Origin of the sequence: Microbacterium sp. (genome assembly GCF_036823965.1) — a bacterium.
Taxonomy (GTDB): Bacteria; Actinomycetota; Actinomycetes; order Actinomycetales; family Microbacteriaceae; genus Microbacterium.
The window spans coordinates 641,188-663,854 of record NZ_DAITBE010000001.1 but is presented as its reverse complement, the minus strand read 5'-3'; the positions used below and the strand labels follow the sequence as shown (position 1 = coordinate 663,854).

The window sequence follows — 22,667 nt, the reverse complement described above, 5'->3', positions numbered from 1 at the left end:
CCCCCGGCGACATCCCCTCACCCCTGGGAGTACCGCTGTGCCTGGAGAGAACCTCACCCGTATCGAAGCGCAGGAGCGCCGCGACGTCGTCGACACGCAGTCGTACGAGGTCGCACTCGATCTGACGAAGGGTTCGGAAGTCTTCGGATCGCGGAGCGTCGTCCGCTTCACCGCGACCCCCGAGAGCTTCACGTTCATCGACCTCATCGCCCGCGACGTGCGCGAGATCTCGCTCAACGGAGAGCAGCTCGACCCGAGCGAGGTGTTCGCCGACTCGCGGATCGCGCTCACCGGCCTGCAGGCCGAGAACGTGCTCGTCGTCGACGCCGACTGCGAGTACACGAACACGGGCGAGGGCCTGCACCGCTTCGTCGACCCGGTCGACGACGAGGTCTACCTCTACTCGCAGTTCGAGGTGCCCGACTCCCGCCGCGTGTTCGCGGTGTTCGAGCAGCCCGATCTGAAGGCGACGTTCCAGTTCACGATCACGGCGCCGGCCGCGTGGAAGGTCGTCTCCAACTCCCCCACGCCCGAGCCGATCGTGCACGATGACGATTCGATCGCGACGTGGGGCTTCGAGCCGACGCCGCGCATCTCCTCGTACATCACCGCGCTCGTCGCCGGACCGTACGAGTCCACGTTCTCCGAGCTGACCAGCGCCTCCGGCGACGTCATCCCGCTCGGCGTCTACGGCCGCAAGAGCCTGTGGCAGCACCTCGACGCCGACTACATCTTCGACAAGACCCGTGAGGGCTTCGCCTACTACGAGTCGAAGTTCGGCGTGCCGTACCCGTTCGCGAAGTACGACCAGCTCTTCGTGCCGGAGTTCAACGCCGGTGCGATGGAGAACGCCGGCGCGGTGACCTTCACCGAGACCTACGTGTTCCGCAGCAAGGTGACGGATGCCGTCAAGGAGCGCCGCGTCGTCACGATCCTGCACGAGCTCGCCCACATGTGGTTCGGCGACCTCGTCACCATGAAGTGGTGGAACGATCTCTGGCTGAACGAGTCGTTCGCCGAGTGGGCGTCGACCATCGCCACCGCAGAGGCCACCGAGTGGACCGAGGCATGGACCACGTTCAACGCCATGGAGAAGACCTGGGCGTACCGCCAGGACCAGCTCCCGTCGACGCACCCGATCGTCGCCGAGATCAACGACCTCGAAGACGTGCAGGTGAACTTCGACGGCATCACCTACGCCAAGGGCGGATCGGTGCTGAAGCAGCTCGCCGCCTGGGTCGGCATCGAGGCGTTCTTCGGCGGCGTCTCGCAGTACTTCCAGAAGCACTCCTGGGGCAACACCGAGCTCAGCGACCTGCTCGTCGAGCTCGAGGCCACGAGCGGCCGCGACCTCAGCACCTGGTCGAAGAAGTGGCTCGAGACCGCCGGTGTGAACACGTTGGAGCCGGTCATCGCCGACGACGCGAACGGCGTCATCTCGCGCTTCGCCGTCACGCAGACGGCTCCGGCCGATTACCCGACGATCCGCCCGCACCGCCTCGGCATCGGCTTCTACACGCTTCGCGACGGAGCACTCACCCGCACGCACTATGTCGAGGTCGACGTCGACGGCGACCGCACGGAGGTGCCGGAGCTGCAGGGTATCCAGCGTCCCGACCTGGTGCTCCTGAACGACAACGATCTCGCGTACGCCAAGATCCGTCTCGACGAGCAGTCGCTCGCCACCGCGATCGCGCACCTCGCGGACATCAGCGACCCGCTGGCCCGCTCCCTCGTCTGGGGCGCGGCCTGGGACCAGACGCGCGACGCCGAGACGCCGGCATCCGACTACATCGACCTCGTGCTCGGGAACATCGGCCGCGAGACCGAGTCCACCACGGTTCGCACCACGCTCGCGCAGCTGCGCACCGCAGCGACCCTGTACGTCGACCCGGCGAACCGGCACGATGCACGCCTCAAGGTCGCCGACGGCCTCTGGTCGCTGGCGGAGTCCGCCGAGGCTGGTAGCGACAGCCAGCTGCAGTTCGTCACGGCGTTCGCGAACGCGCTGGTCACCCCGGAGCACGCCGGCGTCATCGGGCGTCTGCGCTCCGGCGAGGAGACCCTGCCCGGCCTCGAGATCGACGCGGACCTGAGCTGGCAGCTGCTGGTCGGCCTCGCCACGATCGGTGCGACGGATGCCTCGAAGATCGACGCGGCTCTCGCCGCTGACAACACCGCCAAGGGCGGCGAGTTCGCAGCCCAGGCGCGTGCGGCGCTTCCCGACTCGGCGTCGAAGCAGGCTGCGTGGGCCTCGCTGATCGAGCGCGACGATGCTCCGAACACGATCGTGCGTTCGGCTGCGCTCGGCTTCGTGCACCCCGCCGGTGTCGAGGTGCTCGCCGAGTTCGTGCCGGCGTACTTCGACATGCTGCTCCCGATCTGGGAGTCCCGCAGCTACCAGATCGCGCAGTACCTGGTGGTCGGCCTGTTCCCGACGGCGCTCGCGAACCTCGAGCTCCGCGACGCGACGCGCGCGTGGCTCTCCGCGAACCAGGATGCAGCGCCTGCACTCCGCCGCCTGGTGCTCGAGAACCTGGCAGACGTCGAGCGCTCGCTCGCAGCCCAGTCCCGCGACACCGAGGACTGATCCCTTCGGCGAGATGTCCTCCTGACGGGCTCGGCGACCCACCTCTGGGTTGCCGGGCCCGTCGAGGCATCCAGCCCGCGCAGAGGCCCGATCGCTAGGATCTGGTGGTGATGATGATCCCATTCGAAGTCGACCCAGAGGCCCCTGCGACAACCCTGCCGATCTGGTGGGAGAACACGCTCGGCGTCCTCGCGCAGGTCGGCGGTCGGGCGCTGACCATCGCGATCATCATCGTCAGCTGCTTCCTCATCGCGCTGGTGCTGCGGGTCGTCATCCGTCGCGTCGTGCACCGCATCGTCGACAGTGCGAAGAACAAGGCAGCGGTCGACGACACCCAGGCGCTCGAACGCTCGCCGCTCGCCGACATGCGCCTCGTGCAGCGCACGCGCACACTCGGCTCGATCCTGCAGAACATCGTGAACGTGATGCTCGTCGTCATCGCGCTCGTGCTGATCGTGAATGCGATCGACAACGCGCTGCTCGGGTCGCTGACGCTGCTCACCGCGGCGGTGGGCGCTGGCCTCGGTTTCGGTGCCCAGAACATCGTCAAGGACGTGCTGAACGGCATCTTCCTGGTGGCCGAGGATCAGATCGGCATCGGTGATGTCGTCGATCTCGGACTCGCGAGCGGCGTCGTGGAGTACGTGAGCGTCCGCATCACCCAGGTTCGCGATGTGAACGGCACCCTCTGGTACGTCCGCAACGGCGAGGTCACCCGCATCGGGAACATGTCGCAAGGCTGGGCGAGGGCGATCATCGACATCGGCGTGCCGCCGGACTCCGACCTCGAACAGGTCGAGGCCATCATGCTCGAGACCGCGATCGCGCTCTCGAAGGACCCGAAGTGGCGTACCCGCATCGTCGAGAAGCCCGAGCTCTGGGGACTGGAGTCCGTCGACGGCGACGCCCTCGTGGTGCGCATCGTGATCAAGGCACGAGCCAACGCGAAGGACGACGTCGCTCAGGAGCTGCGCAAGCGCCTGCGTGCAGCGCTGCTCGAGAAGGAGATCGGCCTGCCCAGCATGTCCACGGTCGTGCCGACGGGCCTCGAGGGCGCCCGACGCGTGCGCGGAGCGAACCCTCCGAAGACGCGGCCCAACGCCGTGACCGGCGTGCCGGTGATCCCCGACCGCGGGATCTGGCGCCGCAAGAAGCAGCAGACCGATGACGGGAGCACCCCCACGTGACGTTCTACGACGAGGTCGGCGGACGCGAGACGTTCTCCAGGATCGTCTCCGTGTTCTACCGCGAGGTCGCCCTCGACCCGGTCCTCAAGCCGATGTACCCGGAAGAGGATCTCGGACCGGCCGAAGAGCGTCTCCTGCTCTTCCTGGAGCAGTACTGGGGTGGCCCGACGACGTACGGCGAGACCCGTGGACACCCGAGGCTGCGGATGCGGCACATGCCGTTCCGCGTCGACCCCGACGCCCGCGATCGTTGGTTGCGACACATGCGCACCGCGATCGACGAGGCGCAGTTGTCGCCCTTGCACGAAGCCACGCTCTGGGACTACCTGGAGCGCGCGGCATATGCCATGGTGAACACACTCGAGGCTTCAGGCATCGGTGCCGCCGCAGACGGCCGTCCGACGCTCGAGGCCCGCTCACGTCAGGGATCAACGGAGAACACATGACGAACGCGCCCCTGTCCACGGATGTCCTGGTCATCGGATGGGGGCTGGCCGGCCTCGTCGCGGCCGTCGAAGCACTGGATGCCGGGAAACGCGTCGTCCTGATCGACCAGGAGCCGCGGACCAACCTCGGGGGCCAGGCGTGGTGGTCGTTCGGCGGGCTGTTCTTCGTCGACTCCCCCGAGCAGCGGCGCATGGGCATTCGCGACTCGCTCGAGCTCGCGACCGAGGACTGGTTCGGCAACGCAGGCTTCGACCGGCCGGAGGACGAGTGGCCGCGTCGTTGGGCTGAGGCGTATCTGCAGTTCGCCGCCGGCGAGAAGCGCGCCTGGCTGCGCGAGCGCGGTGTCGGGTTCTTCCCGGTCGTCGGCTGGGCGGAGCGCGGCGGCTACGGTGCGATCGGTCCTGGCAACTCCGTGCCACGCTTCCACATCACGTGGGGCACGGGGCCAGGCATCGTCGCGCCGTTCGCTGCGGCGCTGGAGCAGGCCGAGCGGGAGGGACGGGCGACCGTTCTCCCTCGGCATCGCGTCGCGGAGCTGATCACGACCGACGGTGTCGTCGGCGGTGCACGGGGCCGAGTGCTCGCATCGAGTGGTGCTCCGCGCGGCGTAGAATCGTCGCGCGAGGTCGTCGGCGAGTTCGAGATCAGGGCCGCCGCCACCGTCGTCGCGTCCGGGGGGATCGGCGGAAACCACGAACTCGTTCGAGCATCCTGGCCCGAGCGCCTCGGGACGCCTCCGGAGCACATGCTGACCGGTGTCCCTGCATACGTGGACGGCTCGATGCAGTCGGTCAGCGCGGATGCCGGTGCTCGACTGATCAACGGCGACCGCATGTGGCATTACGTCGAGGGCATCACCAATTGGAATCCGGTCTGGCCATCGCACGGCATCCGAATCCTGCCCGGCCCGTCGTCGCTGTGGCTCGATGCGACCGGCAGGCGACTCCCCGGACCGCTGTTCCCCGGTTTCGACACGCTCGGCACCCTCGCGCACCTTCGAGCCACGGGTCACGACCACTCCTGGTTCGTCACCTCGCGGCAGATCGTCGAGAAGGAGTTCGCGCTCTCCGGCAGCGAGCAGAACCCCGATCTGACCGGGAAGAACGTGGCGCTGCTGCTGAAGTCTCGTCTCGCGAAAGGGCCGACCGGACCCGTGCAGTCGTTCCTCGACGAGGGCGAGGACTTCATCGTCGAGAACGACCTCGAATCGCTGCTCGAGCAGATGCAGCGGCATCCGGGCGGGGACCTCCTCGACATCGACAACGTGCGCCGCGAGGTCGTGGCCCGCGATCGTGAGATGGACAACGAGTTCACGAAGGATGCCCAGATCGGCATGCTCCGCTCCATGCGCAGCTATCGCGGAGACAAGCTGATCCGCACCGCTCCCCCGCATCGGCTGCAGGACACCTCGGCCGGTCCGCTCGTCGCCGTGAAGCTGCATGTGCTGACCCGCAAGTCACTCGGCGGCATCAACACGGATCTCGATGGGCGCGCGCTGGCCGCGGACGGCACGCCGATCCCGGGGCTGTATGCGGCGGGCGAGGCGAGCGGTTTCGGCGGCGGCGGCGTGCACGGCTATCGCGCACTGGAGGGCACCTTCCTCGGCGGCTGCCTGTTCTCCGGGCGGCAGGCCGGCCGAGCCGCGGCGGCGGGCTGATCCGCTAGTCAGCGGACCCGGTTCCGCGCACCGCGGTGAGCCCGGAGGCGACGGGACCGCGCGACAGCACATGGCCTCGTCGGAACGCCAGACGCGTCCATCGGCCTGACTGCGTCACCGGCACCTGCTCTTCGCCCGAGATGAACCCGAGCGCGTCGGCGGCGAAGGCGACACCACGCGGAAGCCCGGCGAGATCCTCGTCCGGCTCTCCCCAGATCGCGGCGCGGAGTGCACGGACGGCTTCCTCCCCTGCCCCGGGCGTCGCTCCGCGTGCGACGGCAGAGATGCCCCACTGTGCGCGCTGGGCGATCATCGACGCCGGCAGGGTGGTGATCTGCGCCCAGTCGGCACGCGGCGGCGCGATGCCGGCCCAGGAGGGTGACAGGCCGGTGTCTGGCAGGGCGAGACTGCGCTCATCCTCGCCTGCCCCGAGCTCGGCGACGACGATGTCGCACTGGAGTTCCGGATCGGCGTGCACGATCCGCATCGCGAGGATGGTCGGCGTCTGGTCGAACAGCCCGTGCGGAGCGAGGGCCGCGGTGCTGAGCGCGAGCACCCCGTTGGCGGCCTGCAACCGCACGCCCTCATCGCCGATCCGCGATGCCCTCCCGACGAAGGTCAGGACGTCCTTGGACGTCTCGGCATCGGCGAGCAGAAGCTGGTGGGGCACGCGTTCTAAACTAGCAAGCGTGCCGTACCTGCGGTCGCGGAAGGGATGACATGAGCGCCGAGAACCACGCGGCCCGGACCGTCGAGCAGCTGCTGGACGTTCTCGATCTGGACACGACGCAGGCTCGGACGACGGAGGACATCTTCACCGGGGCCTCCCATCCGATGCCGAGTGGGCGCATCTACGGCGGCCAGGTGCTCGCGCAGAGCCTGATCGCGGCGGAACGGACGCTGCCCGAGGATCGGCCGGTGCACTCCATGCACGGGTACTTCCTCCGTGCTGGAGACGCCACGCAGGGCATCACGATCGCGGTCGACCGCATCCACGACGGCCGTTCGTTCTCGACACGGCGTTCGCAGGCCTATCAGAACGGTGTGCCGATCTTCTCGATGATCGCCTCGTTCCAGGATGAGGACCCTGGCGTCGAGCACGCGGAGGCGATGCCGAGCGGGATCCCCGACCCTGAGACCCTCATCCCCGACGAGGATCGCGTGGACGGGCTGCCCGAGGGGACGACCCGGATGCTGAGCGAGCGCGCCGCCGACATCCGGCACATCGATCATCCGCTGTATCTGCCGAGCTCCGACGAGAAGGTGCCGCGACAAGGCGTGTGGATGCGGATGCGCGCACCGATGCCGGATGATCCTCGGCTGCACCGCGCGGCGCTCGCCTACCTGAGCGACATGACGATCCAGGAGTCGATCCTGCGCGCGCACGGCGTGTTCTGGGCTCTACCGGGGCTGAAGGTCGCCAGCCTGGACCACGCGATGTGGTGGCACCGGCCGGTGCGGGTCGACGAGTGGCTGCTGTACATGCAGGAGTCCCCGAACGCCCGCGGCGGGCGCGGACTCGCCACCGGACGCATCTACTCGCGCGATGGCGCCCTGGTGGCGAGCGTCGCCCAGGAGATCATGATCCGGGTTCCGGACCGCGACTGACCTGCGCGTGCAGCGATCGCGCAACGGCTGCTGCGTGCTCAGCGGTGGGCGTACTCGATCGAGGCGCCGACGAAGGGCTCCCAGGCGTCGCGCATCTCCTGAGTCAACCGTGTCGGGCGGCCAGACGCGGCATCGACCAGGACGATCACAGCTGTCGACCGTGCGTAGATCTGGCGCGGTTCGGCGGTGGGATCGTTGTGCACCTCGTAGCAGACCTCGACGCTGGAGCCGCCGAGCTTGCCGAACCACATCTGCACCTCCAGCGGGCGCCGCTGATACGGCACCGGTGCGAGATACTCGATCTCCTGTCTGGCGATGAGGGTCAGGATGCCCTCGTCGAGCCCTGAGTCGAGCACTGCGGTCGACGGCGCGACCTCACCGGGACCGGCCCGCCAGAACGCTCGCACACGTGCTTCCTCGAGCAGCTTGAGCATCGAGGTGTTGTTGACGTGATTGAACGCATCCAGATCGCCCCAACGGAGCTGGATCGGGATGTGCAGGCGCGGCCCTGGTGTCGCTTCGGTCATCGTGGTGGTTCCGGAACCCGTCGAAGGATCAGTCGCGCGTGAGCTTGCGGTGCGTCGAACGGTGCGGCTTCGCGGCATCCGCTCCGAGGCGCTCGATCTTGTTCTCCTCGTAGGCCTCGAAGTTGCCCTCGAACCAGTACCACTGGCCGGGCTTCTCGTCGGTGCCCTCGTACGAGAGGATGTGCGTCGCGATACGGTCGAGGAACCACCGGTCGTGAGTGATGACCACGGCGCAGCCGGGGAACTCGAGCAGCGCGTTCTCGAGCGAGCTCAGGGTCTCGACGTCCAGGTCGTTCGTCGGCTCGTCGAGCAGCAGCAGGTTGCCGCCTTCCTTCAGCGTCAGAGCGAGGTTGAGACGGTTGCGCTCACCACCGGAGAGCACGCCCGCCTTCTTCTGCTGGTCGGGTCCCTTGAAGCCGAACTTCGAGACGTAGGCACGCGAGGGGATCTCGGTCTTGCCGACCGTGATGTAGTCGAGTCCGTCGGAGACGACCTCCCACAGCGTCTTGTTCGGGTCGATGTTCGAGCGCGACTGGTCGACGTAGCTGATCTTGACCGTCTCACCGATCTTCAGGTCTCCCCCGTCGAGCGGCTCGAGGCCGACGATCGTCTTGAACAGCGTGGTCTTTCCCACACCGTTCGGTCCGATCACGCCGACGATGCCGTTCGGCGGCAGGTTGAAGCTGAGTCCGTCGATCAGCACGCGGCCGTCGAAGCCCTTCTGGAGCTTCTTCGCGTCGATGACGATGCCACCGAGACGCGGACCTGCGGGGATCTGGATCTCGTCGAAGTCGAGCTTCCTGGTCCGCTCGGCCTCCGATGCCATCTCCTCGTAGCGGGCGAGACGAGCCTTGGACTTGGTCTGACGGCCCTTGGCGCTGGAGCGCACCCACTCCAGCTCCTCCTTGAGGCGCTTCGCGAGCTTGGCGTCCTTCTTGCCCTGGACCTCGAGGCGCTCGCCCTTCTTCTCCAGGTAGGTCGAGTAGTTGCCCTCGTAGCCGATGAGACGACCGCGGTCGACCTCGGCGATCCACTCGGCCACGTGATCGAGGAAGTACCGGTCGTGGGTGATCGCGATCACCGCACCCTTGTACGCCTGCAGATGCTGCTCGAGCCACAGCACGCTCTCGGCGTCGAGGTGGTTGGTGGGCTCATCGAGGAGCAGCAGGTCGGGCTTCTGCAGGAGCAGCTTCGCGAGCGCGACGCGACGCTTCTCACCACCGGAGAGCGGGGCGATGGCTGCGTCAGCCGGCGGCGTCCGCAGTGCGTCCATCGCCTGGTCGAGCTGCGAGTCGAGGTCCCAGCCGTCTGCGGCGTCGATCTCCTCCTGCAGCGTGCCCATCTCGGCGAGCAGCGCGTCGAAGTCGGCGTCCGGCTCGGCCATCAGCAGCGAGATCTCGTTGAAGCGGTCGACCTTCGGCTTGATCGCGATGCCGTCCTGGATGTTCTCGATCACGGTCTTCGACTCGTCGAGCTCCGGCTCCTGCATGAGGATGCCGACGCTGAATCCGGGCGAGAGCTTCGCCTCGCCGTTGGACGGCGTGTCGAGGCCGGCCATGATCTTGAGGATCGTCGACTTACCGGCACCGTTCGGGCCGACCATGCCGATCTTGGCTCCCGGGAGGAACGCCATGGTGACGTCATCGAGGATGAGCTTCTCACCAACCGCCTTGCGCGCACGAACCATCGAGTAGATGTACTCAGCCATACCGTTTCAACACCCTTTGCGAATCAGAATCGAACCTGCCGTCACGCCGCTGAGGCAGCGCGGAAATCTCCCCTAAGACTACCGCTGGTCCGCGGTGAGGCGAGCCGCGGGCACTCAGAATCGCCGCGTCGGCCCGCGTATAAGAGGCGGAACCTCACCAGTCGATCGGACGCGTCGTCCCGATCAGGCAGCGGCCTTCCGCGAGCTGCGGCATCACGGCGGTGACGACCTGTCCTGTCGACGGGCCCACCTGGCCGATCAGGCACTCCTTCTCGCCCCATCGCACCGAGAACTGCAGGCTTTCCGCCGCGTTGCCGACGGTCGACGTGTCCTGGGTCACCTGCATGTCCGCGCGATCGAAGCCGGCCGCGATCAATGCGTCGATGTATGACCGCCCGGCGCCCCGTGCATCCGTGGCCCACACGCCTTCTGCGGTGGCGGTGAAGAGCGGGAGGTTGTCCTCGGCGGTGCCGTCTGACACGTAGACCGGGCCGGACGGCGTCGGGCTCGTCGTCGCCGGCGCCGACTCGGTGGCCGTGGGCTGCGGCTCCGGCGTCGGCGCGCACGCGACGAGCGTCAGCACCAACGCCGCGGTTGCAAGGGTCGCGGCCGTCAGCCGCGAGGCGGAAGCGGTGGTTCGTCGGAGCACGAGCCGATTCTACGTGGCGGGCTGCATCGATCAGCTGACTGCAGCCCGCCGGCGCGGATCGTCCTCGATCGCGCCTCAGTAGGTGGCACCCGCCACCGGCTCGGCCTCCGTGTTCGAAGGCACGATCGACCACGACGTGTCGAGCGCCATGGCATCGTCATCGCGCGCGGTCGGATCGTCGGGTGTCTCGTGATCGTTCTCTTCCGCGCCGTGCTCCTGCTCGTGCTCCTCGTGCGTTCCGCGTGTCGCGCCGTCACTGCCAGAGGCACGGGATGCGCGCAGGAACGCCGTCGTGCCACGACGGAGGTCATGGCCGATCGCCTCCGCGTCGATGTCGATGCTCGTACCGCTCTTGCCGTTGCTCTCCCAGGTGCGGATCTTGAGCCTGCCTGTGACGATCACGCTGTCTCCGCAGCGCAGGGATGCCTTCGCATGCTCGCCGAGCTGACGGAAGGCTGCGACCGAATACCAGTTCGTGCTCGCGTCGACCCAGGTCTGCGTCGCAGGATCGATTCGCCGATGGGTGGTCGCGACGCGGAAGTTCGTGACAGGGATGCCGCTCGGCGTGCGGCTCTGGGTCGGGTCGGTAGCGACGTTGCCCAGGATGGTCAGGGTGTCAGACATGTTCTCTCCTCGGAAGCCGGGACAGGGCCCGGATGGATCGAGGATGCGCCGTGCGCCACGAGTCCGAGGGACGCGAACACGGCAACGGTGGAGAGGTCGCCGCATCGCCGCTGCGGTGCATGAAGAGCGCTTGCGGGCCGCTGTGCCGGGCGCCGGGAGCAGGCGGCGCCAATGTCGGTGGTCGGTCATATGTTCGAAGCACGAAAGGAGAACGACATGCACGACACCACGACCACATCGCTCCCTGATATCCCCTACGCCTCGCCACCACTGACCTCGTCGCGCGAACATCTCGTTCGTGCTTCCGATCACCTGTGGCGCGTGCTCGACAGATCAGATCGCGTGCTCGGACATCTCCGCATCGTCGCAGATCCTCTCGGCCTCAAGTACCGGGCTGAGCGGCTCCATCTCGCCACCGGCACGTTCCGTGTCGTCGGCGAGTTCTGGCGCGCAGACGACGCCGTGTCGACGCTTCGATACTCCTGACACGACGACCGAGCGCCGCCGCACGCTCCGCTCCCCCACCGAGGCGTGCGCCGGCAGTGGTCCGAATACCGCTGACGCACGGAGGCCGGTAGCCTTATGACGACCCCTCGTAGCTCAATGGATAGAGCAACGGCCTTCTAATCCGTCGGTTGCGCGTTCGAGTCGCGCCGAGGGGACCATCACCTCCTCCGGTGACGTTCGCGCGCGCCGCAGATCGTCGCGCTCCGGCCGCACTTCCCGCTGGTCGGGACGTCCTCCCCGACGGAACCGCGCCTGTCAAGGCGCTGGTCGAGTCCGTGGGCACGACGCACAGTGGAATTTACACCGACGAAGGGATTCGCATGAGCAGCGACGACAGGAACGACATCAGCACGGAGCCGTCCCCCGGCCCCGAGGAGAACGACAACCTCGGCGCTGAGGACGGCAAGGGCACCCCGCCGACCGTTCCGCCGAAGGACGGCGCTGACGCGGACGACCGCGACGTGGACGCCGAGAACCCCGATCAGGACTGACGCCCCCGACGCAGTCGAACGCCGCGGTATCGTCGGTGCGCCCCGCCAAGAACCCGATGTCGGCCGCGTCGATAGGATGACGGCATGGTATCTGCGTCGGAGAATGATCGTCTCGTCTGGATCGACTGTGAGATGACGGGACTCGATCTCTCGGTCGACGAACTCGTCGAGATCGCTGTGGTGATCACCGATTTCGAGCTCCGGCCGATCGATCCCGGTTTTCAGATCGTGATCCGTCCGAGCGATGCCGCGTTGTCGAACATGAACGACTTCGTCACGAAGATGCACGAGACCTCGGGACTGATCAACGAGATCCCCGAGGGCGTGTCGCTCGAGGACGCCCAGGCGCAGACGCTGGCGTACATCAAGCGGTTCGTGCCGCTGGAGCGCAGAGCCCCGCTCGCCGGCAACACGATCGGCACGGATCGCATGTTCCTCGCGAAGTACATGCCCGAGGTCGACCAGTGGCTGCACTACCGCAACGTCGACGTGTCCAGCATCAAGGAACTCTCCCGGCGCTGGTACCCGCGGGTGTTCTTCCAGGCCCCGAGTAAAGACGGCGGGCACCGCGCACTCGCCGACATCCTCGAGTCGATCCGCGAGCTCCGGTACTACCGTGCCGCGGTGTTCGTCGACGAGCCGGGACCATCGAGCGATGATGCCCGCGACATCGCCGCCCGCACCGTGTCAGAGTTCACCCCGAACATGTAATAGACTCGTGTGGTCGCCCGCTCCGGTGGGCGCATGGTGGGTATAGCTCAGCTGGTAGAGCGCTGGCTTGTGGTGCCGGATGTCGCGGGTTCGAGTCCCGTTACTCACCCCATCACGAAGAGGCCTGGATCGCACGATCCAGGCCTCTTCGCGTACCCGCTGGGTAATCTCGTCGCTGTTTCAGGAAATACCCCTAGGGGGTATGCTGTTGTCTTCGGTGAACCGCGAAGGGAACGTCATCATGACGCAGCACCACTCCGAACACGCCGACCACGCCGACCACGACACGCCGAGTACTCATGCCGAGCACTCGGGTCACGGCGAACACGCCGAGCACGCGGGTCACTCAGACCACGCGGGTCACTCAGACCACGCGGGTCACGCAGACCACGCGGGTCACGCGGGTCACGGCGGCCATGCAGGCCACAGCGGTCACGGCGACCACGTCGCTCAGTTCCGCCGTCTGTTCTGGATCATGCTCGTGATCGCCGTGCCCGTCGTCGCGGCTTCGCCGATGTTCGCGATGATCCTCGGTTACGACGTCCCTGGATGGATGCAGTGGATCGCGCCGGTGCTCGGCACCGTCATGTACGTGTGGGGCGGAAAGCCGTTCCTCGTCGGCGCGGTCGGCGAGATCCGTTCCAGGGCGCCCGGAATGATGCTGCTGATCGCGTTGGCGATCACGGTCGCGTTCCTCGCCTCATGGGGTGCGAGCCTCGGTGTCCTGCACCATGAGCTCGAGTTCTGGTGGGAGCTCGCGCTGCTGATCGTGATCATGCTGCTCGGCCACTGGATCGAGATGCGCTCGCTGGCGCAGACGACCTCGGCGCTGGACTCCCTCGCTGCGCTGCTGCCGGATGAGGCCGAGCGCGTCGAGGGCGCGGACATCGTGCCGGTGTCACCCGCAGACCTCGGCCTCGGCGATGTCGTCGTGATCCGCCCCGGTGGAAGACTCCCCGCCGACGGCACGGTGGTCCAGGGTGCCGCCAGCGTCGATGAATCCATGATCACCGGAGAATCCAGGCCCGTGCAGCGCGGCGTCGGCGATACGGTCGTCGCCGGCACTGTGGCCACCGACTCCGGTCTCCGCGTCGAGATCACCGCGATCGGTGACGACACCGCCCTCGCCGGCATCCAGAAGCTCGTCGCCGACGCCCAGGCATCCTCGTCCAGAGCGCAGCGCATCGCCGACAGGGCTGCTGCCTGGCTGTTCTGGTTCGCACTCGGCGCCGCCGCGATCACCGCGATCGTGTGGACGGTCATCGGCATGCCCGACGAAGGGGTGATCCGCACCGTCACGGTGCTCGTGATCGCGTGCCCGCACGCGCTCGGACTCGCGATCCCGCTCGTGGTCTCGATCGCGACCGAACGCGCTGCACGAGCCGGCGTCCTCGTGAAGGACCGGCTCGCGCTCGAGAGCATGCGCACCGTCGACACGATCCTCTTCGACAAGACCGGCACGCTCACGAAGGGCACACCCGCCGTCACCGGGATCGACGCGGTCGCACCGTTCGACGCAGATCAGCTACTCGCCCTCGCCGCGGCGGCCGAGCGCGACTCCGAGCACCCGCTCGCGAAGGCGATCGTCCAGGCGGCGCAGGATCGCGACGTCGACATCCCGCGAGCTGACGACTTCACATCCTCCCCCGCTGTCGGAGTCACCGCCGACGTCGACGGCCGACTCGTGCAGGTCGGCGGCCCGCACCTGCTGTCGGAGACGGGTGCAGCCGAGCTCCCGATCGCCGATGCCTGGCGGACCGAAGGCGCGATCATCCTGCATGTCCTGATCGATCACCAGGTCGCCGGCGCACTGCGGCTGGCGGATGAGATCCGTCCGGAGTCCCGGCAGACGGTCGATGCCCTCCGTGCGCGCGGCGTCGAGGTCGTCATGATCACGGGCGACGCGGAGGCCGTGGCCCAGCATGTCGCAGGACAGCTCGGCATCACGCGGGTGTTCGCGGGTGTCCGACCGGAGGACAAGGCCTCGAAGGTCCGAGAGCTGCAGGCCGAGGGACGCAAGGTCGCGATGGTGGGTGACGGGGTGAACGACGCTCCGGCACTCGCGCAGGCCGACGTCGGTCTGGCGATCGGCGCCGGGACCGATGTCGCGATCGCCTCTGCCGGGGTGATCCTCGCCGGCGACGATCCGCGCAGCGTCGTCTCGGTGATCGAGCTCTCCAGGGCGAGCTACCGCAAGATGAGGCAGAACCTGTGGTGGGCCGCCGGATACAACCTCCTCTCGGTGCCGCTCGCCGCCGGTATCCTCGCACCGATCGGCTTCGTGCTGTTGATGTCGGTGGGTGCAGTGCTGATGTCGCTCTCCACGATCGTGGTCGCCCTCAACGCGCAGCTGCTGCGCCGGATCGACCTCCGCCCGGCGTCGGTGCTCGGCAGGCACTGAGCGGAGTCGGTGGACGGCGAGCCCTAGACTGACGGAGTGTCACTCGCGGTCTGGTTCTCGCTGCTCACCGCGTCCGTGGTGATCAGCTTCACGCCCGGTGCCGGGGCGATCAACACGATGTCGAACGCCCTCAACCACGGGTGGCGGCGCTCGATCTGGGGCATCGTCGGCCAGCAGCTCGCACTGGTGGTGCACGTCGTGATCGTCGCGGCGGGCGTCGGGCTGCTCGTCTCACGGTCAGAGGTGCTCTTCAACGGCATCCGCTACGCCGGCGCGGCCTACCTCGTGTTCCTCGGCATCCGGTTGATCCTCGCGAAGCCCGCAGTCGCCGAGCCGGACGAGATGGACGCCGTCGAGACCCGCGAGGGCGCCTGGTCGATGGTCCGGCGAGGATTCTGGGTCAATCTGTTGAACCCGAAGGCGATCGTGTTCTTCCTCGCGTTCATCCCGCAGTTCATCCGCCTAGATCAGCCGCCGCTCCCCCAATACCTCGTGCTGATCGTGACGGTGATCGTGGTCGACGTCCTCGTGATGTGGGGATTCTTCGCCACCGCCGCTCGCCCGTTCCGGCGACTCACGCGATCCGCGCAGGGCCAACGCGCTCTCAACACGGTCTTCGGGGTCCTCTTCATCGCTGTCGCCGCCATCCTCGTCTTCCTGCACTGACTCGCGCAGGGCACCCCGCGTCTAGGCTGGAGAACGATGGAGATGGATGCCGCTGCCTTCGAGGCGCTCGTGATCGATGAACTCGACCGTCTACCTGACGACATGGTGGACGGCCTCGACAACGTCGTCTTCGTCGTGGAGGATCGACCGGAAGACGGCACGCTCGACCTGCTCGGCATGTACGACGGGCTCGCGCTCACGGAGCGCACCCAGTACGGGATGGGTGAGCTGCCGGATCGCATCGTGGTGTTCCGCGAGCCGCACCTCGCGCAGTGCGAGGACGAGGATGCACTCCGCGACGAGATCCACACCACCCTGGTGCACGAGATCGCGCATTTCTACGGCATCGACGACGAGCAGCTGCATGAGATGGGATGGGCATGAACGCGCCGCTCGCGACCCCTGAGCTCGACGAGACCATCCTGCTCGAGGCTGCACCGCTCGAGCCCTGGGAGGTCGTGGTCTGGAACGACCCGGTCAACCTCATGAGCTATGTGGTGCGGGTCTTCCGCACGTACTTCGGGTACTCGCTCGACCGAGCCACGACGCTGATGCTCGCAGTGCACCACGACGGACACGCGATCGTCGCGACCGGTCCACGAGAGACGATGGAGGTGCACGCGCAGGCGATGCACGACTACGGACTCTGGGCCACGGTCAGGAAGGCCACACCATGACCGCTCGAGAGATCGTCTCGACGCTCGCGCTCGTCGAAGGACTGCATCTGCTGCAACTCGTCGACGATTTCCGTGAGCTCGTCGGCTCCGAACGCGATGCCGCTGATCCCGCTGTGCAGCGACTGACGCCGAGCCCGTATCCGGATGACGTCGAGGCCTCGCGCGGCTTCTCGGAGAGCACTCGTGACGATCTGCTGGACCGCAGGCTTCTCGATGCCGACACGGTGCGGCTCTCGCTGAGGGACTTCGACATCGATCCGGACGCTGTGACCGAGGATGCCGCCCTCGAGCCCGTCGACGTCGTCATCGCGGAGACCCAGGTCGATGCCTGGCTCCGCACCCTGACGGCGATCCGTCTGGTGATCGCGCAGCGGCTCGACATCACCTCGGACGACCAGCACGATGAGGACGACGCGCGCTTCGGCATCTACGACTGGCTCGGCTATCGCCTCGAGGTGCTGATCCAAGCCGCGGACGAGCTCGACGGCTGAGAACGTTCGAACGTGTCGCGGACGGGATGCACGGCTGACCGCGTTCCAGGTCTCCCTATGGGATCTCGATCACGCGGGTCGCATGCGACCGCGGCGCATCCCGCTGCGCATGTCGCAGCTCCTGCGCCGCCCAGCGATCCCAATGCGGCCGGTAGGTGTCGCCGTCACGGGCGAGCGCACGCGACTTGCGGCCGGGCTCAGCCGACTCCAGCCAGACACGGATGTCGGCGAGCCCTGCTGTCTCCGGTCGGATCACGCCGCTGCCCTCGAGGATCACCCCGAGCGCCGGATCGACGGCGTGCGTCTCGGCCTCTTCGTCATTGATCCAGTCCCAGCGACGCCAGCTGCCGAGATAGCCGCGGCCGTGCGGCTTCAGGATGCCGTCGATCGCCTTGGCGACACCCGCGTCGAGTCCGTCCCAGCCGGGATACAGCGAATCGAGGGCGATGATCTGCACGCGACCGGTGAACGGCCATCTGGTGGCCAGCAGAGACGCGAGCGTCGACTTCCCGGCGCCGCTCCCACCGTCGATCAGCACGACGGGGTTGGCTGCAGCAAGGGCGCGGATGTCGGCTTCGATCAGTGCCGCGGCGCGTGCGAGCGCGATCGCGACCGGGTCGTCACTTCTTGAGCGCACGGATGATGCGAGAGAGTGCCCGACCGGCGACCCAGACGAACGGAATCCCGACGACGAGCAGCGTCACGATGTTCGGCTCGAAGCGGAGGCCCTCCTCGCGACGTACGTAGACGCCGACAGGGACGGAGACTCCCCCGCCACCGCCGCCCTCTGCGCCGTCGCCGCTGCCACCGCCGAAGCCCGAGTACGTGAACGCCACCGGGGTGATGCTCACGCCATCGACGTCCTGCGGCTCTCCATAGGCGCTCTTCACCCCGAAGGACGCGGCCTGCTTTCCGAGTTCGAGTGCAATGTTCGGCATGTGTCCACGCTAGCCGACCCGGAGCGGTCGTGTGCCATCAATCGAGGCGGGGTCGCTCGACACGTCAGCTCAGTCGAGACCGTGCGCCTTCGGATGCTGCGCCGCTCCACGCCCTTCACCGCGTCCGATGTGTCGAGCGCGCGTGATCGTGGAGCTGCCGAAGCGGGCGACGGCATCATCCATCGCGCCTTCGACCCGCCGCCAGTCCTCGTCGTCGTCCCAGAGCCCGATCCCGCCGCCACCGGCCGGTCGCAGCTTCTCGGCGCGCACACCGACGAGTCGCACCGGGTCGCGCCGCTCGATCTGCTCGAACAGCGCCTGCGCGGCCTCACCGATGCGCTGACCGACCGCGGTCGGCTCCGCCAGCGTCTGCGAGCGACTGAGCGTGCGGAAGTCATCGAAGCGGATCTTGATCGACACGGTGCCGGCCTCCCACTGTGCGCGCCGCAATCGTGCCGCCACCCGGTCCGCGAGCCGCAGCAGCTCGGCGCGCAGGAACACGCGATCGGCGGTGTCCTGCTCGAATGTCTCCTCGTGCCCGACGCTCTTCTCGATGCGCTCGGTCTCGATCGCCCTGGCGTCTTCCCCGTGCGCGAGCTGCCGCAGCCGCGCGCTGAGCGCCGGCCCGACCGCGCGCTCGAGCATCGCCGTCGAGGACTCCCGGATGTCGCGGATCGTGCGGATGCCCCGCGCCTCGAGCGACTCGGCAGCCTTGGGCCCGACACCCCACATCGCCCTGACCGGTCGCGGCGAGAGGAAATCGATGGTGTCTGCCGCCGCGACGACGAGCATCCCGTCGGGCTTCGAGATCGTCGATGCCATCTTCGCGACATGCTTGGTCGCGGCGACGCCGACGCTGCAGCTGATCCCGACCTCCGCCTGGACGCGTTCGCGGATCAGCACCGCGATCTGTGCCGGACTCCCCCACAGGCGGCGCACCCCCTGCACGTCGAGGAACGCCTCATCGACGGACAGCGGCTCGACGAGCGGGGTGAACGACTCGAAGATCGCCATCACCTGCCGCGAGACCTCCCGGTACCGCTGGAAGTTCGGCAGCACGATGCGCGCGGACGGACACAGCCTGATGGCCTGCGCCACGGGCATCGCGGCACGCACACCGTATCGACGCGCCTCGTAGGAAGCGCTCGACACGACGGACCGCCCGTCCGGCGCGCCGATGATCAGCGGGAGGCCGCGCAGGCTCGGATCATCGAGCACCGCGACGGCAGCGTAGAACGCGTCCATGTCGACATGCAGGATGCGGGTACCGGTGTCGTCGGCGTCGGCTGCGGAGACGATCCGCCCACTGCCATCACCACGACCCATGACACCATTCTCTCTCGGACCACGGACACAGCGAGGGGCCCGACGATCGATGATCGCCGAGCCCCTCGCCGATGCCTTACTGCGCTGCGCGCTCCAGGATCAGCTCGCGCACGCGTGCGGCATCTGCCTGGCCCTTCATGGCCTTCATGACCGCGCCGATCACGGCGCCGGCCGCCTGGACCTTGCCGTCCTTGATCTTCGCAAGCACGTCGGGCTGGGCAGCGAAGGCGTCGTCGATCGCGGCGATCAGCGCGCCGTCGTCCGACACGACGGCGAGACCGCGGGAGGCAACGACCTCTTCCGGGGTGCCCTCGCCGGCGATGACGCCCTCGAGCACCTGACGTGCCAGCTTGTCCGTCAGCGTGCCGGCATCGACGAGCTTCTGCAGTGCTGCGACGTTGGCGGGAGAGATCAGTTCTGCGGCTTCCTTCTCCTGAGCGTTCGCCTGGCGTGCGATCTCACCCGTCCACCACTTGCGGGCGGCGGCGGGAGCCGCACCTGCCGCGATGGTCGCCTCGACCTCGTCGAGGATGCCGCCGTTGCGGACGTCCTGGAACTCGAGGTCGGTGAAGCCCCACTCGGTCATCAGGCGACGACGACGAGCCACCGGCTGCTCGGGCAGCGCCGCACGCAGCTCTTCGATCAGCTCGCGCGCCGGCTCCACGGGGAGCAGGTCGGGCTCGGGGAAGTAGCGGTAGTCATCGGCATCCGACTTCGGACGCCCCGGCGACGTCGTGCCGGTGTCCTCGTGCCAGTGCCGCGTCTCCTGCGTGATGGTGCCGCCGTCGGCGAGGATCTGCGCCTGGCGCTGGATCTCGTACTTCACGGCCCGCTCGACAGACCGCATCGAGTTGACGTTCTTCGTCTCTGTGCGGGTGCCGAGCTTCTCGGTGCCGCGAGGACGCAGCGAGACGTTCGCGTCGCAGCGCAGGTTGCCCCGCTCGAGTCGTGCCTCCGAGATGCCGAGACCGCGGACGATGTCACGGATCGCCTGCACGTAGGCCTTCGCGACCTCGGGTGCGCGGTGCTCGGTGCCGTAGATGATGTTGGTCACGATCTCGACGAGTGGCACGCCGGCACGGTTGTAGTCGACGAGCGAGTACTCGGCGCCCTGAATGCGGCCGGTGGCGCCACCCAAGTGGGTGAGCTTGCCTGCGTCCTCCTCCATGTGCGCGCGCTCGATCGGGATCGTCACGACCGTGCCGTCCTCGAGCTCGACCTCGACCGAGCCGTCGAAGGCGATCGGCTCGTCGAACTGCGAGATCTGATAGTTCTTGCCGAGGTCGGGGTAGAAGTAGTTCTTCCGCGCGAACCGGCTCGACTCGGCGATCGAGCAGCCGAGAGCGAGGCCGAGGCTGATCGACGAGCGAATCGCCGTCTCGTTCACGACCGGGAGCGAGCCGGGCAGCCCGAGGTCGACCGGAGCGATCAGCGTGTTCGGCGCGGCAGCGTGATACGCCTCGTTCGCCGGGTTCGGGGCATCCGAGAACATCTTCGTGTTCGTGTTGAGCTCGACGTGCACCTCGAAACCGAGGACCGGTTCGAAGAGCTCGAGCGCCGTGTCGAAGTCCATGAGCTTGGCGGTGGCCATCAGCGGTTCCCTCCTGCGAGCTGGGGTGCGCGGGTGAGCAGCGGAGCACCCCATGAATCGACGAGCAGCGTCTCGAGTGCGGCACCCACCCGGTAGAGACGTGCATCCTCCCGCGCAGGGGCGAGGAACTGGATCCCGACCGGCAGGCCGTCCTCCGCCGCCAGGCCGCTCGGGATCGAGATGCCGGGCACACCGGCGAGGTTCGCCGGGATCGTGGTGATGTCGTTGAGGTACATCTGCAGCGGATCGTCGATCTTCTCGCCGATCTTGAACGCCGTGGTCGGCGCTGTCGGGGTCGCGATCACGTCGACGTTCGCGAAGGCAGCTGCGAAGTCCTGCTGGATCAGCGTGCGGACCTTCTGCGCGCTGCCGTAGTAGGCGTCGTAGTATCCGGCCGAGAGCGCATAGGTTCCGAGGATGATGCGGCGCTTGACCTCGTCGCCGAATCCGGCGTCGCGGGTCGCCGACATCACGTCCTCGACCGTCGGGTTGCCGTCAGGCGTGACCCGCAGGCCGAAGCGCACGGAGTCGAACTTCGCCAGGTTGCTGGAGGCCTCAGCGGGGAGGATCAGGTAGTACGCCGCGACGCCGTACTCGAAGTGCGGTGCGTCGATCTCGACGATCTCGGCTCCCTGTGCCTCCATGAGTGCGAGCGAGGCGCGGAACGACTCTGCGACGCCGGCCTGGAAGCCGCTGTCCGGCAGTTCTCGGATGACACCGACCTTCAGCCCCTTGAGCACGTCACCGTGGGCACCCTCTCGGGCAGCCTCGGCGAATGACGGCCACTCGTCGCGGAGCGAGGTGGAGTCCTTGGGGTCGTGGCCGCCGATCGCGTCGTGCAGCAGACCTGCGTCGAGCACCGTGCGTGTGACGGGTCCGACCTGATCGAGGCTCGATGCCAGGGCGATCGCACCGTAACGGCTGACGCCGCCGTACGTGGGCTTCACGCCGACCGTGCCGGTGACGTGTGCGGGCTGACGGATCGAGCCTCCCGTGTCGGAGCCGAGCGCGAGCGGCGCCTCGAAGGCGGCGACGGCTGCGGCAGAGCCACCGCCGGAGCCGCCGGGGATCCGGTCGAGGTCCCAGGGGTTGCGGGTCGGACCGTAGGCGGAGTGCTCCGTGGAGGAGCCCATCGCGAACTCGTCCATGTTCGTCTTACCGAGCGGGATCAGTCCGGCCGCGCGGGAACGGGCGACGACGGTCGCGTCGTAGGGCGAGCGGTAGCCCTCGAGGATGCGGGAGCCGCTGGTGGTCGGCTGGTCGTTCGTGACCAGCACATCCTTGATCGCGAGCGGGACGCCGGCGATGGGGCCGAGCTGTTCGCCGGCGGCGCGCTGCGCGTCGACGGCCGCTGCCGCCTCGAGCGCGTGCTCGTTGACGTGCAGGAACGCGTGCACGGAGCCGTCGACCGTCGCGATGCGGTCGAGGTGCGCCTGCGTCGCCTCGACGCTGGAGATCTCACGGGCCTGGAGCTTCGCTGCGAGCTCCGCCGCGGTCAGTCGGATGATGTCGCTCACTGCTCTTCTCCCAGGATCGCGGTCACGCGGAAGCGGCCATCAGCGGCATCCGGTGCGTTCTGCAGCACCTGCTCGTGCGTGAGGGTCTCGCCGACGACGTCGGGACGGAAGACGTTGCTCAGCGGAATCGGATGGCTCGTCGCGGCGACGTCGTCGGTTGCGACCTCGGACACCTTCGCGATGTTGTCGACGATCGCGTCGAGCTGGCCGGTGAGCCGCGACACCTCTTCGTCGTTGAGCTGGATGCGCGCGAGCACGCCGAGATGACGTACTAGATCAGGGGTGATTTCAGACACACCCCAAGTCTAGTTGGCGCGTCCCCTCGGACCGGCCCAGCCCGCGTCCCGGCCGCGG

24 protein-coding genes and 2 tRNA genes are annotated in these 22,667 nt (G+C 67.7%); 15 read left to right on the top strand and 11 right to left on the bottom strand.

Annotated features, from left to right (window positions below; genetic code table 11):
* The first annotated feature begins 37 nt into the window (after positions 1-37).
* From pepN to V7Z82_RS03210, 4 genes are all read left to right on the top strand, one after another.
* Complete coding sequence (pepN, locus tag V7Z82_RS03225; RefSeq protein WP_334147915.1) at positions 38-2,590, top strand: aminopeptidase N; 2,553 nt, start codon at positions 38-40, stop codon at positions 2,588-2,590.
* Positions 2,591-2,700: 110 nt separating this feature from the next.
* Positions 2,701-3,777, top strand: coding sequence for a mechanosensitive ion channel family protein (locus V7Z82_RS03220; RefSeq protein ID WP_334147913.1), 1,077 nt, complete (start codon positions 2,701-2,703; stop codon positions 3,775-3,777).
* Positions 3,774-4,223, top strand: coding sequence for a globin (locus V7Z82_RS03215; protein ID WP_334147911.1), 450 nt, complete (start codon positions 3,774-3,776; stop codon positions 4,221-4,223). The genes V7Z82_RS03220 and V7Z82_RS03215 overlap by 4 nt, the downstream gene beginning before the upstream one ends.
* Complete coding sequence (locus V7Z82_RS03210; RefSeq protein WP_334147909.1) at positions 4,220-5,881, top strand: FAD-binding dehydrogenase; 1,662 nt, start codon at positions 4,220-4,222, stop codon at positions 5,879-5,881. The genes V7Z82_RS03215 and V7Z82_RS03210 overlap by 4 nt, the downstream gene beginning before the upstream one ends.
* Positions 5,882-5,885: 4 nt before the next feature.
* On the opposite strand, the gene V7Z82_RS03205 is transcribed toward V7Z82_RS03210, so the two are convergent.
* Positions 5,886-6,551, bottom strand: coding sequence for a hypothetical protein (locus tag V7Z82_RS03205; RefSeq protein ID WP_334147907.1), 666 nt, complete (start codon positions 6,549-6,551; stop codon positions 5,886-5,888).
* 50 nt (positions 6,552-6,601) lie between these two features.
* Here V7Z82_RS03205 and V7Z82_RS03200 point away from each other — a divergent pair, with 50 nt between their 5' ends.
* Complete coding sequence (locus V7Z82_RS03200; protein ID WP_334147905.1) at positions 6,602-7,489, top strand: acyl-CoA thioesterase; 888 nt, start codon at positions 6,602-6,604, stop codon at positions 7,487-7,489.
* A gap of 38 nt (positions 7,490-7,527) precedes the next feature.
* Here V7Z82_RS03200 and V7Z82_RS03195 read toward each other — a convergent pair whose 3' ends face one another.
* The 4 genes from V7Z82_RS03195 to V7Z82_RS03180 all read right to left on the bottom strand — a co-directional run bounded on the left by V7Z82_RS03195 (position 7,528) and on the right by V7Z82_RS03180 (position 10,997).
* The gene (locus V7Z82_RS03195) at positions 7,528-8,016 is read right to left on the bottom strand and encodes an acyl-CoA thioesterase (RefSeq protein WP_334147903.1); all 489 of its coding nucleotides are present in this window, start codon (positions 8,014-8,016) and stop codon (positions 7,528-7,530) included.
* 28 nt (positions 8,017-8,044) lie between these two features.
* Positions 8,045-9,724, bottom strand: a complete 1,680-nt coding sequence (gene ettA / locus V7Z82_RS03190) for an energy-dependent translational throttle protein EttA (RefSeq protein ID WP_334147901.1) — start codon at positions 9,722-9,724, stop codon at positions 8,045-8,047.
* 154 nt (positions 9,725-9,878) lie between these two features.
* The gene (locus tag V7Z82_RS03185; RefSeq protein WP_334147899.1) at positions 9,879-10,373 is read right to left on the bottom strand and encodes a DUF6993 domain-containing protein; all 495 of its coding nucleotides are present in this window, start codon (positions 10,371-10,373) and stop codon (positions 9,879-9,881) included.
* 75 nt (positions 10,374-10,448) lie between these two features.
* Positions 10,449-10,997, bottom strand: a complete 549-nt coding sequence (locus tag V7Z82_RS03180; RefSeq protein WP_334147897.1) for a single-stranded DNA-binding protein — start codon at positions 10,995-10,997, stop codon at positions 10,449-10,451.
* A gap of 216 nt (positions 10,998-11,213) precedes the next feature.
* On the opposite strand from V7Z82_RS03180, the gene V7Z82_RS03175 reads away from it, so the two are divergent.
* The 10 genes from V7Z82_RS03175 to V7Z82_RS03130 all read left to right on the top strand — a co-directional run bounded on the left by V7Z82_RS03175 (position 11,214) and on the right by V7Z82_RS03130 (position 16,941).
* The gene (locus V7Z82_RS03175; protein ID WP_334147894.1) at positions 11,214-11,483 is read left to right on the top strand and encodes a hypothetical protein; all 270 of its coding nucleotides are present in this window, start codon (positions 11,214-11,216) and stop codon (positions 11,481-11,483) included.
* A gap of 103 nt (positions 11,484-11,586) precedes the next feature.
* Positions 11,587-11,662 (top strand) — tRNA-Arg (locus V7Z82_RS03170).
* Between the two features lie 162 nt (positions 11,663-11,824).
* Entirely contained in the window at positions 11,825-11,995 is a 171-nt protein-coding gene (locus V7Z82_RS03165; RefSeq protein ID WP_334147891.1) for a hypothetical protein, read from the top strand.
* 84 nt (positions 11,996-12,079) lie between these two features.
* Positions 12,080-12,706 (top strand): oligoribonuclease, encoded by a 627-nt coding sequence (gene orn, locus V7Z82_RS03160; RefSeq protein ID WP_334147889.1) that lies wholly within the window; start codon positions 12,080-12,082, stop codon positions 12,704-12,706.
* 36 nt (positions 12,707-12,742) lie between these two features.
* A tRNA-His gene (locus V7Z82_RS03155) sits at positions 12,743-12,818 on the top strand.
* A gap of 129 nt (positions 12,819-12,947) precedes the next feature.
* Positions 12,948-15,107 carry a heavy metal translocating P-type ATPase gene (locus V7Z82_RS03150; protein WP_334147887.1) on the top strand — a complete coding sequence of 720 codons (2,160 nt, stop codon included), beginning with the start codon at positions 12,948-12,950 and terminating at the stop codon, positions 15,105-15,107.
* Positions 15,108-15,143: 36 nt separating this feature from the next.
* Entirely contained in the window at positions 15,144-15,773 is a 630-nt protein-coding gene (locus V7Z82_RS03145; protein WP_334147885.1) for a LysE family transporter, read from the top strand.
* Positions 15,774-15,809: 36 nt separating this feature from the next.
* Positions 15,810-16,157 (top strand): metallopeptidase family protein, encoded by a 348-nt coding sequence (locus V7Z82_RS03140; protein ID WP_334147883.1) that lies wholly within the window; start codon positions 15,810-15,812, stop codon positions 16,155-16,157.
* Positions 16,154-16,450 carry an ATP-dependent Clp protease adapter ClpS gene (clpS, locus tag V7Z82_RS03135; RefSeq protein ID WP_442927571.1) on the top strand — a complete coding sequence of 99 codons (297 nt, stop codon included), beginning with the start codon at positions 16,154-16,156 and terminating at the stop codon, positions 16,448-16,450. The genes V7Z82_RS03140 and clpS overlap by 4 nt, the downstream gene beginning before the upstream one ends.
* Positions 16,447-16,941, top strand: coding sequence for a DUF2017 family protein (locus V7Z82_RS03130; protein WP_334147879.1), 495 nt, complete (start codon positions 16,447-16,449; stop codon positions 16,939-16,941). Before clpS ends, V7Z82_RS03130 begins: the two co-directional genes overlap by 4 nt.
* A 55-nt stretch (positions 16,942-16,996) precedes the next feature.
* On the opposite strand, the gene V7Z82_RS03125 is transcribed toward V7Z82_RS03130, so the two are convergent.
* The 6 genes from V7Z82_RS03125 to gatC form a co-directional block, all read right to left on the bottom strand.
* The gene (locus V7Z82_RS03125) at positions 16,997-17,578 is read right to left on the bottom strand and encodes a hypothetical protein (protein ID WP_334147877.1); all 582 of its coding nucleotides are present in this window, start codon (positions 17,576-17,578) and stop codon (positions 16,997-16,999) included.
* Positions 17,562-17,879 (bottom strand): hypothetical protein, encoded by a 318-nt coding sequence (locus V7Z82_RS03120; protein ID WP_334147875.1) that lies wholly within the window; start codon positions 17,877-17,879, stop codon positions 17,562-17,564. The genes V7Z82_RS03125 and V7Z82_RS03120 overlap by 17 nt, the downstream gene beginning before the upstream one ends.
* A 69-nt stretch (positions 17,880-17,948) precedes the next feature.
* The gene (gene dinB, locus V7Z82_RS03115; protein WP_334147873.1) at positions 17,949-19,205 is read right to left on the bottom strand and encodes a DNA polymerase IV; all 1,257 of its coding nucleotides are present in this window, start codon (positions 19,203-19,205) and stop codon (positions 17,949-17,951) included.
* Between the two features lie 76 nt (positions 19,206-19,281).
* Positions 19,282-20,796, bottom strand: a complete 1,515-nt coding sequence (gatB, locus tag V7Z82_RS03110; RefSeq protein ID WP_334147871.1) for an Asp-tRNA(Asn)/Glu-tRNA(Gln) amidotransferase subunit GatB — start codon at positions 20,794-20,796, stop codon at positions 19,282-19,284.
* On the bottom strand, positions 20,796-22,313 hold the full coding sequence (gene gatA / locus V7Z82_RS03105; protein ID WP_334147869.1) for an Asp-tRNA(Asn)/Glu-tRNA(Gln) amidotransferase subunit GatA: 1,518 nt from the start codon (positions 22,311-22,313) through the stop codon (positions 20,796-20,798). Before gatA ends, gatB begins: the two co-directional genes overlap by 1 nt.
* Positions 22,310-22,609, bottom strand: a complete 300-nt coding sequence (gene gatC, locus V7Z82_RS03100; protein ID WP_334147867.1) for an Asp-tRNA(Asn)/Glu-tRNA(Gln) amidotransferase subunit GatC — start codon at positions 22,607-22,609, stop codon at positions 22,310-22,312. Before gatC ends, gatA begins: the two co-directional genes overlap by 4 nt.
* Positions 22,610-22,667: the final 58 nt, after the last annotated feature.